This is a genomic window from Streptomyces glaucosporus, assembly GCF_039533345.1.
Lineage (GTDB): Bacteria > Actinomycetota > Actinomycetes > Streptomycetales > Streptomycetaceae > Streptomyces > Streptomyces glaucosporus.
This window is the reverse complement of record NZ_BAAATJ010000038.1, coordinates 15,978-29,013: the sequence shown is the minus strand read 5'-3', so window position 1 is coordinate 29,013 and position 13,036 is coordinate 15,978. Positions and strand designations below refer to the sequence as shown.

The window sequence follows — 13,036 nt, the reverse complement described above, 5'->3', positions numbered from 1 at the left end:
CGGGTGTGGCCGACGCCACCACCCGACGCCACCGCCCGGCGCCCGGCCGCCCCGGCCTCCGGCCGGGGCGGCGCCGGGTCCGGCTCAGGCCCCGAACCCCCTGACGTTCTTCGCCCCCTTCACCGGCTTCGCGCCCGCCCGCAGGTGGGGCGGCACGAGGTCGCGGGCCGGCTCGGTGTAGCCGACCGAGACGATCCGGTCGCCGACGAAGGTGAAGGTGGTCAGCGACGCCAGGGTGCACTGCCGTCTGCGCGGGTCGTGCCACAGCCGGCGGCGCTCGACGAAGCTGCGCACCGTCCAGATGGGGAGCTGGTGGCTGACGCACACCGCCTCGTGCCCGCGGGCGGCGTCCCGCGCGGCCTCCAGCGCGGCCATCATCCGCACCACCTGGTCGATGTACGGCTCGCCCCAGGAGGGCCGGAAGGGGTTGCGCAGGTGCGGCCAGTTCGCGGGCCGCCGCAGCGCGCCGTCGCCGACGCCGAAGGTCTTGCCCTGGAAGATGTTCTCCGCCTCGATCAGCCGTTCGTCGGAGGCCACCTCCAGGCCGTGGACCTTGGCGATCGGTGCGGCGGTCTCCTGGGCCCGCTCCAGCGGGGAGGCGACCACGTGCGTGATGTCGCGGTCTGCGAGGTGCTCGGCCACCCGCTCGGCCATCCGCCGGCCCAGCTCGGAGAGGTGGTAGCCGGGGAGGCGGCCGTAGAGGATGCCCTCGGGGTTCTCCACCTCCCCGTGCCGCATCAGGTGGACGACGGTCCGCTGCCCGCCGGCGTGCCGCTCCCGCTCCCCCGCGGTCTCCGAGGTGACCGTCACGTCCGCCGGGTCCGTCATGCCCGCCGGGTCCGCGGCGCCCGTCACGTCGGTGGTCATGCAGGGTTCTCCGTGGGGTCGGTGGCCCGCGCGGCGGCGCGCGCGGCGTGGGGCAGGGCGTCGGCGATCCGCTGCACGGCCCGGTCGTCGAGCGCGGTCGAGACGAACCACGCCTCGAAGGCCGACGGCGGCAGGTAGACGCCGCGGGAGAGCATCTCGTGGAAGAACGCGGTGAAGCGGAAGGACTCCTGCCGCTTGGCCGCGGCGTAGTCCACCACGTCCTCGTCGGTGAAGAAGACCGAGAACATGCTGCCCGCGTTCTGCAGCCGGTGCGTCACGCCCTCCTTCGCCAGCGCCTCGGTCACCAGGGAGCGGATCTCGGCGGAGACCGCGTCCAGCCTCTCGTACGCCGCGTCGTCCAGCAGCCGCAGCTGGGCGAGACCCGCCGCGGTCGCGACCGGGTTCCCCGAGAGGGTGCCCGCCTGGTAGACGGGGCCGGCGGGGGCGAGGTGGGCCATCACGTCGGCACGGCCGCCGAAGGCCGCGGCCGGGAAGCCGCCGCCCATCACCTTGCCGAAGGTCATCAGGTCCGGCACCACCCCGTCGAGCCCGTACCAGCCCGCCTTCGAGACGCGGAAGCCGGTCATCACCTCGTCGGAGATGTACAGGGCGCCGTTGCGCTCGCACAGCTCCTTCAGCCCGGCGTTGAAGCCCTCGCGCGGCGGCACGACGCCCATGTTGCCCGGCGACGCCTCGGTGATCACACAGGCGATCTCGCCGGGGTGCGCGGCGAAGGCGGCGGCGACGGCCTCCAGGTCGTTGTAGGGCAGCACCAGGGTGTCGCCGGCCTGCGCGCCCGTCACACCGGGCGTGTCGGGCAGACCGAGGGTGGCCACACCCGATCCGGCGGCGGCCAGCAGGGCGTCCACGTGTCCGTGGTAGCAGCCGGCGAACTTGACCACCTTGGCGCGCCCGGTGAACCCGCGCGCCAGCCGGATCGCGGACATCGTGGCCTCGGTGCCGGAGGAGACCAGCCGCACCTGCTCCACGGGGGCGATCCGGGCCACGATCTCCTCGGCCAGTTCGACCTCGCCCCGGCCGGGGGTGCCGAAGGACGTGCCGCGCGCGACCGCCTCCTGGACCGCCTCCGTCACGGCGGGGTGGGCGTGCCCGAGGATCATCGGACCCCACGAGCACACGAGGTCGACGTACTCGCGGCCGTCGGCGTCGGTGAGGTACGGACCGGTACCGGACACCATGAACCGGGGCGTACCGCCCACGGCGCGGAAGGCGCGTACCGGAGAGTTCACGCCTCCGGGCGTTACGACGGCGGCGCGGTCGTACAGCGACTGCGATACTGGTGCTTCGTACGGATAGCTCACGCAAGCCATGGTCTCAGAGCCTCACGCGCATGTGCCGCCGGGCGTTTCGCAGCCCGCCAGTGGGGGAGGTCTCTGGGAGTCTCTGAGACGATGATCGGGTTGCGCGGCACATGCCGCGAGTGGTCGGGTGGTGACATGCAGCGCGGTGGCGGACTGGGCGAGGGCACGGGGGACACCAGTCCCGGGGGGCCCAGGCGCGCACGGGGCCGCCACAGGCGTGACGCTTCCAGGGCGGCGGACTTCGGAGCAGCCGAATCCAGGGCGGCAGAGGCGAGGAGCAGCAAGGGTGGCCGGGTGGGGGTGACGTACAAGTACTTCGGCGCGCCGGACGGCGCCACCGCCGCTCGCGTGCCGATCTCGATGCGCCCGGAGGAACTGGGCGGGGACGAGCTGGGCCACGGCATGTTCACCAGGATCAAGCCCGAGACGATGGCCGCGATGGTCCTCACCGGCATCGAGGGGATACCCCTCCACAGGGTGCCCCCGCTGGAACTGGTGGTGCTCCACTCCGACTACGCCGTGGTCAAGCTGCCCATGGCCGTCGTCGACCCCCTGCGGGGCATCGGCGAGGAGTCGGTGGGCGCCGCCGCGTTCATCTGGTCCACCGTCCCCGACCGGGGCGGCCCGCGCGACGCCTTCGACGTCTATCAACTCCTCCACGAGTGGCAGGACTTCTCCCACCGCCTCCACGAGGCGGGCCACCAACCGTACTGCCTCGTCTGGCCCTGACCGGCCCGCCCCGTCCCCCCGGTCCTACCCTTCCCGCATGACCGTCGCCCGCTCAGCCGTCCTCTTCGTCCTCGCCGCCCTGCTGGAGATCGGCGGCGCCTGGCTGGTCTGGCAGGGGGTGCGCGAGCACCGCGGCTGGGCGTGGATGGGCGCCGGAGTGCTCGCCCTGGGCGCGTACGGCTTCGTCGCCACCCTCCAGCCCGACGCGAACTTCGGCCGCATCCTGGCGGCCTACGGCGGGGTCTTCGTCGCCGGCTCGCTGGCCTGGGGCATGGCCGTGGACGGCTTCCGGCCGGACCGCTGGGACGTGGCCGGGGCGCTGGTCTGCCTGGCCGGGGTCGCGCTCATCATGTACGCCCCGCGGGGAGGGTGAGCCGGGCCGGTCCCGGGACCTATCCTGCGAGCGGCACCGACACGTCCACCACCAGGAGGGCCCGCCCATGACCCCGCCCGACCGCTCCGCCGGCCAGTCCGCCGCTCCCACCGCCGTCGTCACCGGCGCCGGCAGCGGGATCGGCGCCGCGACCGCGCGGCGGCTGGCCGCCGAGGGCTACCGGACCGTGCTCGCCGGCCGCCGCGCCGAACGCGTCGAGGCCCTCGCCGCCGAGCTGACCGGCGCCGGGCACCAGGCCCTCCCGTACGCCCTGGACGTCACCGACCGCGCGGCCGTGGACGCCCTCGCCGAGCGGCTCGGCCCCCTCGCCCCCGGCAGCGTCCTGGTCAACAACGCGGGCGGCGCCCTGGGCCTCGACCCCGTCGCCACCGGCGACCCGGCCGACTGGCGCGCGATGTACGAGGTCAACGTCCTGGGCGTGCTCAACATGACCCAGGCGCTGCTCCCGGCCCTGACCGCCTCCGGCGACGGCACGGTGCTCGTGGTCTCCTCCACCGCGGGCCACGGCACCTACGAGGGCGGAGCGGGCTACGTCGCCGCCAAGCACGGCGCCCACGTACTGGCCGAGACCCTCCGACTGGAGGTGTGCGGACAGCCCGTCCGCGTCATCGAGATCGCGCCCGGCATGGTGCGCACCGAGGAGTTCTCCCTCACCCGCTTCCGCGGCGACGCCGACCGGGCGGCCGGGGTGTACCAGGGCGTCGCCGAGCCCCTGACCGCCGAGGACGTGGCCGACACCATCGCCTGGGCCGTGACCCGCCCGCCGCACGTCAACGTCGACCTGCTGGTCGTCCGCCCCCGCGCCCAGGCGTCCAACACCAAGGTGCACCGCGAGGGCTGAACCCCAGCCGGACCGCCACCGGAACGGGACCCTCCCCGGGAAGGCGCCGGAACGCCTCGGGCGCCCGCCCCCTCCCCGGGGACGGGCGCCCGAACGTCTCACGGCCGCCGCGGCCTCACAGCCGCTCGGGGGTGCGGATCCCCAGCAGCGCCATGCCCTGGTGGAGGGTGCGGGCCGTCAGGTCGCACAGGAACAGCCGGTTCTCCACCGTCGCCCCGTCCCCGGCCTTCAGCACCGGGCACTGGTCGTAGAACGTCGTGTAGTGCGAGGCGAGCTGGTAGAGGTACGCGGCCAGCTTGTGCGGCTCGTACGTCTCGGCCACGCCCTCCAGCGTCTCGGCGAACTCGTCCAGGTGCAGGCCCAGCGCCCGCTCCGCCGGGGCCAGGGGCAGCTCCGGGTGCGCGACGGGCCGGGCGTCGCCCGCCTTGCGCAGGATCGACTGGATCCGGGCGTAGGCGTACTGGAGGTAGACGCTGGTGTCGCCGTTGAGCGAGACCATCCGGTCCAGGTCGAAGACGTAGTCGCGGGACATCGAGGTGGACAGGTCCGCGTACTTCACCGCGCCGATGCCCACCTGGGCGCCGCGCTCGGCGATCTCCTCCCCGGTCAGCTCCGCCCCGCCCTGCTCGGCCTTCTCCCGCACCACGGCCGTGGCCCGCTCGACCGCCTCGTTCAGCAGGTCCACCAGCCGGACCGTCTCGCCCTCACGGGTCTTGAACGGCTTGCCGTCCTTGCCCAGCACCGTGCCGAACGCGAGCTGCCGCGCGGCGCCCTCGGGCAGCCAGCCCGCCCGGCGCGCGGTCTCGAAGACCATCTTGAAGTGCAGCGCCTGCCGGGCGTCCACCACGTACAGCAGGGTGTCGGCGCCCAGCTTCCCGACCCGGTCGCGGATGGCGGCCAGGTCGGTGGCGGCGTACCCGAAGCCGCCGTTGGACTTCTGCACGATCAGCGGGACGGGCTTGCCGTCCGGGCCCTTGACGTCGTCGAAGAACACGCACAGCGCGCCCTCGGAGCGCACCGCGACACCGCTGGACTCCAGGTCCTTCACGACCTGCTGGAGGTCGTCGTTGTACGCGCTCTCACCGACCACGTCCTCGTCGCGGATCTCCACGTCGAGCTGGTCGTAGACGGCGTGGAAGTAGATCATCGACTCGCCGACGATCTTCCGCCACATCTCCAGGGTGGTCTCGTCCCCGCTCTGCAGGAGCACCACCCGGTCCCGGGCGCGCTGCTTGAATCCCTCGTCGGAGTCGAACAGCGCCCGCGACGCCTTGTAGAGCCGGTTCAGCCGGGACATCGCGGCCTCGCCGGACTCGCCGTCGCCGCCCTCGGCCGTGTGGTCCAGCTCGTGCGGGTGCTCGATCAGGTACTGGATGAGCATGCCGAACTGCGTGCCCCAGTCCCCGATGTGGTGGCGCCGGATCACCTTCTCGCCGCGGTGCTCCAGGATCCTCACGATCGCGTCGCCGATCACCGTGGAGCGCAGGTGCCCGACGTGCATCTCCTTGGCCACGTTGGGCTGCGAGTAGTCGATCACCGTCGTGCCCGGGGCCTCCGCGTACGGCACGCCCAGCCGCTCGTCGGCCGCCCGCGCCGCCAGGGTCCTGGTGATCGCCTCGTCGGCGACGGTGATGTTGAGGAAGCCCGGGCCCGAGACCTCGATCCCGGCGATCACCGCGTCCCCGTCACCGGACTCCCCGGGCAGGCTCTCCACGACCTTCGCCGCCAGCTCCCGCGGGTTCCCCTTCAGCTTCTTGGCCAGCGCCAGCATCCCGTTGGCCTGGAAGTCCGCCCGGTCGCTGCGTCGCAGGAGCGGATCGGCGGAAGCGGCCTCCGGCAGGGCAGCCGAGAGGGCCTCCGCGACACGCCGGCGGACGGTTGCGGCAAGGGAGGGAACCGAGGCCATGAAAGGTGAGCCATTCCTTTGAGAAGGGATTACCGGATCGGTCCAGTATCCCACGGGACCGCCGCCCGGGGCCCGCGGATATCACCCGCCGGGCCGTCCCCGCGGGTCTGAAACAATGGAAACGTCATCCCCGACACCCGAGGTTCTGGAAAGGGACGCCAACCGTGGCTCAGAGCACCGAGACCGACTGGGTCTCCCGCATCGCGGACGAGGTCATCGCCGAGGCGGAACGCCGAGCCCCCGGCAAAAAGATCGTCTGCGCCTCCGGCCTGAGCCCCTCCGGCCCCATCCACCTGGGCAACCTCCGCGAGGTGATGGTGCCGCACCTCGTCGCCGACGAGATCAGGCGGCGCGGCGTCCCCTGCGAGCACATCCTGTCCTGGGACGACTACGACCGCTTCCGCAAGGTCCCGGCCGGCGTCCCCGGCATCGACGAGTCCTGGTCCGAGCACATCGGCAAGCCCCTCACCTCCGTGCCCGCCCCCGAGGGCAGCGAGCACCCCAACTGGGCCGAGCACTTCAAGGCCGCCATGGCGGGGGCCCTGGACGAGCTGGGCGTCGAGGTGCGCGGCATCAGCCAGACGCAGATGTACACCTCCGGCGCCTACCGCGAGCAGATCCTCTTCGCCATGCGCGAGCGCGAGCGCATCGACGCCGTCCTGGACCGCTACCGCACCAAGGTCACCCCCGAGAGCGCGGCCAAGGCGGCGAAGAAGCAGCAGAAGCCCATGGACGACGCCGAGATCGAGGCCGCCGAGGGCTCCGGCGCCGCCGGCGAGGACGACGGCAGCTCCGGCAGCGCCGGGTACTTCCCGTACAAGCCGTACTGCACCGTCTGCGAACGCGACCTGACGTCGATCACCGCGTACGACGACGACACCACCGAGATGACCTACGTGTGCCGGTGCGGTCACGAGGAGACGGCGCTGCTGTCGGAGTTCGACCACGGCAAGCTCGTCTGGAAGGTCGACTGGCCGATGCGCTGGGCCTACGAGGGCGTGGTCTTCGAGCCCTCCGGCGTGGACCACCAGTCGCCGGGCTCCTCCTTCGTCGTCGGCGGACAGCTCGTGAAGGAGATCTTCGGCGGTCAGCAGCCGATCGGCCCGATGTACGCCTTCGTCGGCATCACCGGCATGGCGAAGATGTCCAGCTCCAAGGGCGGGGTGCCGACCCCGGCCGACGCGCTGGAGATCATGGAAGCCCCGCTGCTGCGCTGGCTGTACGCCCGCCGCAAGCCGAACCAGTCCTTCAAGGTCGCCTTCGACCAGGAGATCCAGCGCCTCTACGACGAGTGGGACGCCCTGGAGCGCAAGGTCGCCGACGGCGCCGCGCAGCCCGCGGACGCCGCCGCGTACCGCCGCGCCACGTCCACCGCGGCCGGCGAGCTGCCCAGGACGCCGCACCCGCTGCCGTACCGCACCCTCGCCTCCGTGGTGGACATCACCACCGGGGACGAGGAGCAGACCCTGCGCATCCTGAGCGAGCTGGACCCGGACAACCCGGTCCGCTCCCTGGACGAGACGCGCCCGCGCCTGGACCGCGCACAGCGGTGGATCAACACCCAGGTCCCGGCCGAGCAGCGCACCCGCGTCCGCGAGGAGCCGGACACCGAACTGCTGGCCTCGCTCGACGACGCCGGGCGCGAGTCCCTGCGGCTGCTGCTGGACGGGCTGGACGAGCACTGGTCGCTGGACGGCCTGACCACCCTCGTCTACGGCGTCCCCAAGGTACAGGCGGGCCTGACGCCGGACGCCAAGCCGACGCCGGAGCTGAAGACGGCCCAGCGCGCCTTCTTCGCGCTGCTCTACCGGCTGCTGGTCGGCCGCGACACCGGCCCGCGGCTGCCCACCCTGCTGCTGGCGGTCGGCGCGGACCGCGTCCGCAAGCTGCTGGGCGCGTAGGGCACGCGCCCACCGCAACCGGGGACCGACCGGGGACGGGTCTGGCGGGTCAGCCCGCCAGGCCCATCTCCGCGTTGTAGCGGTCCCGGAACTCCCGCAGGTACATGCGGAGGTGGCCCTCGCTCAGCAGGCCGCCCTCGGCATTGGTCACGCCGTGCTCGTCGTGGAGGACACGGGCGAGTTCACGGGCGTTGGGACGCTTGCCGTGGTCCGCGATGAACTGCTGGTACGCGCGGTAGTACACCTCCGTGTACACCGCTCCGTCCGGTATGCCGACCGGCATGGCGGTGTCGTCCGGCTCCGGCGGCGCGGCCTCGCGCGGCGCCGGGACGTACCCGGGCCGGGCGCCGGGGTTCCCCATCGGGCGGTGGCGCCCGTCACTGACCGGCACGGTCGGCGGGGAGGCCGGCGCGGCGGCGTACGCGGGGACGGCCTCGCCCGCCGGCGCCTGCCCGGCCGCGGGCCGCGCGTCCTGCCGGGACGGGGGCCCGACCGGCTCGGGGTCCGGTTCCGGTTCGGGTTCCGGGGCCGACTCCCAGGCGGGAGGCACGAGTTCGCGCTTCCCCGCCGCCGGTTCTCCTGCCGCCTGCTCCCCGGCGGGCGCGGCGGCCGCGGGCACGGCCCGCGGCGCGGGTGCGTCCTCGCGCACTGCCGGTTCCGGTCCGCCCGCGGGCCCCGCCGTCACCGCCGCCGGGATCAGCTGCGGTTCGATGCCGGCGGCGGCCAGCCCGGCCGGGGCGGTCTCCGACAGCGGCACCCCGTACCGGGCCAGCCGCAGCGGCATCAGCGCCTCCACCGGCGCCCGGCGCTTCCAGCCGCGCCCGTACCGGGCCCGCAGCCTCGCCTCGTACACCAGGCGCTCCTGCTCCATGCGGATGACCTGGTCGTAGGAGCGCAGCTCCCACAGCTTCATCCGGCGCCACAGCCGGAAGGTGGAGGGGAAGGCCAGCAGCCAGCGGGAGATCCGCACGCCCTCCATGTGCCGGTCGGCGGTGATGTCGGCGATCCGGCCCACCGCGTGCCGCGCGGCCTCGACGGCCACCACGAACAGCACCGGGATCACCGCGTGCATCCCCACGCCCAGCGGGTCGGGCCAGGCGGCGGCGCCGTTGAAGGCGATGGTGGCGGCCGTCAGCAGCCAGGCGGTCTGGCGCAGCAGCGGGAAGGGGATGCGGATCCAGGTGAGGAGCAGGTCCAGGGCGAGCAGCACCACGATCCCGGCGTCGATGCCGATGGGGAAGAACGGCGCGAAGCCGCCGAAACCTTTCTTCTCGGCGAGGTCGCGGACGGCGGCGTACGACCCGGCGAAGCCGATCGCGGCGATCACCACCGCCCCGGCCACGACCACGCCGATGAGCATTCGGTGAGTCCGTGTCAGTTGCACTGCTGTGTCCTCGCGGGGTCGTCGGCCGGGAAGCCGGGAAAACCGTGGAAGCCGGGGAGCCGGGCGGGAGCCGGAGGGAAGACAGGGTACGCGGGGAGGAGGGCGGACCCCCGTCGCCCGGCCCCTACCCGATCGACTTGACGGCGTCCTTCGCCGCCTTCTCCGCCCCCTCCCGGATGTCCTTCGCGCTCGGCGTCCCGGCGGTCTCGAAACCGGCCCCCTCGTAGTCCACGGTGACCACGACGTTGCCGGTGAGGGCCACGATCCGCTGCTCGCGGTAGTCCTCGGACTTCTTGCCGTTCTTCTTCTCCGTCTCGAAGGCCACGGACGTCGCCTGGTCCCCGATGCCGTCGACCGGGGTGTCCTTCACCTTCTTGTTCCCCTTCTCCTGCGAGATCGCGGCGACCTGCTGCCCGGCGTACTCGGCGGCCCGCTCGCTGCCGCTGCCGAGCGTCACATCGGAGTCGAAGCGCCTGAGGGAGACGGTCAGCGCCCGGTACTGGTAGCCGTCCAGGCCGCTCCACAGGCAGGTGCCGTAGCCGTCGGTGTCCTTGGAGCCCAGGTTCTTGCCGGTCTCCTTCGCCTCGGGCACCACGTCCCTGACCGTCTTCTTCGAGAGGGTCTTGCACGGGTCGGGCAGCGTGGTGAACTTCACGGGCGCCGGGCTGGGGGGCGCGCTGGAGGTGGAGGCGCTGGGCGACGGCTTGGGGGAGTCGTCCTCACCGGATCCTCCGGAGCAGCCGGCCACCAGCAGCATGGGCACGGCGGCACAGACAAGCGTACGGACGGCGGTGCGCCTGGCGTTGTGGTGCATGGTTCCTTCGCTTCCGGATGTGCGGGGGGCGTCCGGGGCACGCCCTGTCGGACGGCACGGTACGCCACTCGGGGGACAACACCGGTGGAAGCCTAGGACGGCCGCGGGCCCGGCCGGGCGGCACCGCGGCGGGGTGTGTCCGTCGTCTCAGTACCGGGACCGCCGCCGGGACCGCCTCCGGCCCGGTCTGCGCCGGCCTCAGTCCTCGAACCTCCCCGCGAGCTCCCCGGCGAGCTTCAGGGCCTTCTCCTGGAGTTCGGCGCTGTCGGGGAGCCTGCGCCGGTCCGTCAGCCACTGCTCGTACCGGACGGTGACGATGACGTTCCCCGTGCGGAAGACCAGGGTGATGTCGCGGTGGACGCCCGAGTCGGCGGTGACCAGTTCGTCGTCGATGTACGCCGCGTCCCCGACGCCCTCCAGCGGACGCGGCGCCAGGTCGGTGTCGGACGTGGCCTGCGGGGTGGCGACCTCCGGCTCCCCGGACTCCGCCGCCCCGGTCTCCGCCCCGTCCTCGGTCCCCCCGGTCTCCCCGGCGTCCTCGGTCTCCGCGGCCTTCCCCGTCTCCTCTGAGTCCGGAGCGTCCCCCTCCGTGGCCGTCCCCTCCGGCTCCTCCGCTTCCGGGCTCTCCTCCTGCGCCGCCGGCGCCGTCGGGATCCCGGCCTTCAGCGCCATGTCCTCGTACAGGCGCGCCGCCCGCTCGTCGTCGCTGACGGCGGGGTCGTACGACACCACCCGCTCGAAGTCGACCAGGAGATGTCGGCTACCCAGGCCGGTCGAGCTCTTCCAGCGGCAGCCGACCCGGCGGTCGTTGTCGTACGTGACGGCCTGCTCGCCCTCGTAGGCCGACGGCGTCCCGCCGCCGTCCCGCTCCGCGGAGGCGTCGTCCTCCGCGCCCGGCAGCATCTCCCGCAGCACGTCCACGCCCACCGCGCCGCAGGGTTCGGGAAGGTCGCGGTAGGTGCCGGGCGGGGCCGTGACGGCCTCGGCGCTGACCGATCCGGACTTGCTGTCGGCGGCCGAGACCCCCGGGGCGGAACTCCCGGTGCAGCTCACGGATCCGGCGGCCAGTACGGCGACGAGCACGGCGCCGGCGGCGTATCCCTTCCGCTGCACTGCCCAACTCCCTCGTCCGTGTGGCCGCTCGAAAACACGTTGCCGTCGCTCGGTGGCACCGTCACACAATGTCTACCGCACGATGTCCACCGCACGCGCTGCGGGGACCTCCGCCCGGTGGGGCATACGCAGTGGTACGTCCGCCTTTCGGACCCGGACGTACACGTTCCGTCCACACCTCGCGCACAGTCGGCGGAACGTGCCCGCACTCTTTCCTCAGGGGGGATGAACGAGCATGTCATACACCGAGGTTCCCGGAACCAGGGTGCCGATCCGGATGTGGACCGATCCGGCCACCGTCGAGGACGTGGCGATGCGGCAGCTCCACAACGTCTCGACGCTCCCCTGGATCAAGGGACTGGCGGTCATGCCCGACGTCCACTACGGCAAGGGGGCGACGGTCGGCTCGGTCATCGCCATGCGGGACGCGGTCTGCCCGGCGGCGGTCGGCGTGGACATCGGCTGCGGCATGTCGGCGGTGAAGACCTCCCTGACCGCGAACGACCTGCCCGGCGACCTCTCCCGGCTGCGTTCGCGGATCGAGCAGGCCATCCCGGTCGGCTTCGGCATGCACGACGACCCGGTGGACCCCGGCCGCCTCCACGACGCCCCCGCCTCCGGCTGGGACGACTTCTGGTCCCGCTTCGACGGCGTCGCCGAGGCGGTCCGCTTCCGCCGGGAGCGGGCCGCGCGGCAGATGGGCACGCTGGGCGGCGGCAACCACTTCATCGAGGTCTGCCTGGACGACACCGGCGCCGTCTGGCTGATGCTCCACTCCGGCTCGCGGAACATCGGCAAGGAACTGGCCGAACACCACATCGGCGTGGCCCGGAAGCTGCCCCACAACCAGGGCCTGGTCGACCGCGACCTCGCCGTCTTCACCGCCGGCACCCCGGAGATGGAGGCGTACCGCAACGACCTGTTCTGGGCGCAGGAGTACGCCCGGCGCAACCGCGCGATCATGATGGGCCTGCTGAAGGACGTGATCCGCAAGGAGTTCAAGAAGGCCGCGCCCGCCTTCGAGCCCGTCATCTCCTGCCACCACAACTACGTGGCCGAGGAGCGCTACGACGGCATGGACCTGCTGGTCACCCGGAAGGGCGCGATCCGCGCGGGCCGCGGCGACTACGGCATCATCCCCGGCTCGATGGGCACGGGCTCCTACATCGTCCGCGGCCTGGGCAACGAGGCGTCCTTCAACTCCGCCTCCCACGGCGCGGGCCGCAGGATGAGCCGCAACGCGGCGAAGAAGCGGTTCACGGCGCGGGACCTGGCCGAGCAGACACGGGGCGTGGAGTGCCGCAAGGACTCCGGCGTCGTGGACGAGATCCCGGCCGCGTACAAGCCGATCGAGCAGGTCATCGACCAGCAGCGCGACCTGGTCGAGGTGGTCGCCAGGCTCCGGCAGGTCGTCTGCGTCAAGGGCTGACGCCCCCGGCCTGGCGAAGACCGCCGACGGCGCGGAGCCCGACTCCCGGGACCGCTGCTCCCCGAGGACGACGGACTGATCGTGGAGGCCGTCCCCCGGGCCACCGCCGCCGACGACCACGGCCCCAAACCGGAGGCGTACGCCGCGGCCGGCGTCCCCGCCTGCCTCGTCGTCGACCCGTACACCGCCCGGTGCCGCCTCTGCACCCGCCCCGGGGACGGCGGGGACGGCAGCGAGCCGGCCGTCGGCTTCGGCGAACCGGTGAGGATTATTGGGACGTCCGCCGAGGCCACCATCGCCACGGACGGCTTCCCCCGGGACTGACCGCGCCGGGCC

At 73.0% G+C, this 13,036-nt stretch carries 12 protein-coding genes; 6 read left to right on the top strand and 6 right to left on the bottom strand.

The genetic code is table 11. The features are described 5' to 3' along the window. Nucleotides 1-84: 84 nt before the first annotated feature. On the bottom strand, nt 85-738 hold the full coding sequence (locus ABD358_RS26880; RefSeq protein WP_344633775.1) for a histidine phosphatase family protein: 654 nt from the start codon (nt 736-738) through the stop codon (nt 85-87). A 125-nt stretch (nt 739-863) separates the two neighbouring features. Next, the gene (gene hemL / locus ABD358_RS26875; RefSeq protein WP_344633753.1) at nt 864-2,198 is read right to left on the bottom strand and encodes a glutamate-1-semialdehyde 2,1-aminomutase; all 1,335 of its coding nucleotides are present in this window, start codon (nt 2,196-2,198) and stop codon (nt 864-866) included. Nucleotides 2,199-2,324: 126 nt separating this feature from the next. Between hemL and ABD358_RS26870 the strand changes: the two genes are divergently transcribed. The 3 genes from ABD358_RS26870 (at nt 2,325) to ABD358_RS26860 (ending at nt 4,153) form a co-directional block, all read left to right on the top strand. Beyond that, nucleotides 2,325-2,918, top strand: coding sequence for a hypothetical protein (locus ABD358_RS26870; protein ID WP_344633752.1), 594 nt, complete (start codon nt 2,325-2,327; stop codon nt 2,916-2,918). Between the two features lie 37 nt (nt 2,919-2,955). Beyond that, nucleotides 2,956-3,291 carry a YnfA family protein gene (locus ABD358_RS26865; RefSeq protein ID WP_344633751.1) on the top strand — a complete coding sequence of 112 codons (336 nt, stop codon included), beginning with the start codon at nt 2,956-2,958 and terminating at the stop codon, nt 3,289-3,291. Nucleotides 3,292-3,358: 67 nt separating this feature from the next. Further along, nucleotides 3,359-4,153: an SDR family NAD(P)-dependent oxidoreductase gene (locus ABD358_RS26860; RefSeq protein ID WP_344633750.1), complete on the top strand. Its 795-nt coding sequence runs from the start codon at nt 3,359-3,361 to the stop codon at nt 4,151-4,153. Nucleotides 4,154-4,268: 115 nt separating this feature from the next. Here the strand turns inward: ABD358_RS26860 and argS are convergent, their stop codons facing one another. After that, on the bottom strand, nt 4,269-6,059 hold the full coding sequence (argS, locus tag ABD358_RS26855) for an arginine--tRNA ligase (protein WP_344633749.1): 1,791 nt from the start codon (nt 6,057-6,059) through the stop codon (nt 4,269-4,271). Between the two features lie 164 nt (nt 6,060-6,223). On the opposite strand from argS, the gene lysS reads away from it, so the two are divergent. After that, the gene (gene lysS, locus ABD358_RS26850) at nt 6,224-7,960 is read left to right on the top strand and encodes a lysine--tRNA ligase (protein ID WP_344633748.1); all 1,737 of its coding nucleotides are present in this window, start codon (nt 6,224-6,226) and stop codon (nt 7,958-7,960) included. Nucleotides 7,961-8,009: 49 nt separating this feature from the next. Here lysS and ABD358_RS26845 read toward each other — a convergent pair whose 3' ends face one another. The 3 genes from ABD358_RS26845 to ABD358_RS26835 form a co-directional block, all read right to left on the bottom strand. Further along, nucleotides 8,010-9,320 carry a DUF2637 domain-containing protein gene (locus ABD358_RS26845; protein ID WP_344633747.1) on the bottom strand — a complete coding sequence of 437 codons (1,311 nt, stop codon included), beginning with the start codon at nt 9,318-9,320 and terminating at the stop codon, nt 8,010-8,012. Nucleotides 9,321-9,468: 148 nt separating this feature from the next. Beyond that, nucleotides 9,469-10,158, bottom strand: a complete 690-nt coding sequence (locus tag ABD358_RS26840; protein ID WP_344633746.1) for a DUF3558 family protein — start codon at nt 10,156-10,158, stop codon at nt 9,469-9,471. A 198-nt stretch (nt 10,159-10,356) separates the two neighbouring features. Beyond that, nucleotides 10,357-11,271: a hypothetical protein gene (locus tag ABD358_RS26835; RefSeq protein ID WP_344633745.1), complete on the bottom strand. Its 915-nt coding sequence runs from the start codon at nt 11,269-11,271 to the stop codon at nt 10,357-10,359. A 235-nt stretch (nt 11,272-11,506) separates the two neighbouring features. On the opposite strand from ABD358_RS26835, the gene ABD358_RS26830 reads away from it, so the two are divergent. Continuing rightward, nucleotides 11,507-12,700, top strand: coding sequence for an RtcB family protein (locus ABD358_RS26830; protein WP_344633744.1), 1,194 nt, complete (start codon nt 11,507-11,509; stop codon nt 12,698-12,700). An 81-nt stretch (nt 12,701-12,781) separates the two neighbouring features. Further along, the gene (locus ABD358_RS26825) at nt 12,782-13,024 is read left to right on the top strand and encodes a hypothetical protein (RefSeq protein ID WP_344633743.1); all 243 of its coding nucleotides are present in this window, start codon (nt 12,782-12,784) and stop codon (nt 13,022-13,024) included. Nucleotides 13,025-13,036: the final 12 nt, after the last annotated feature.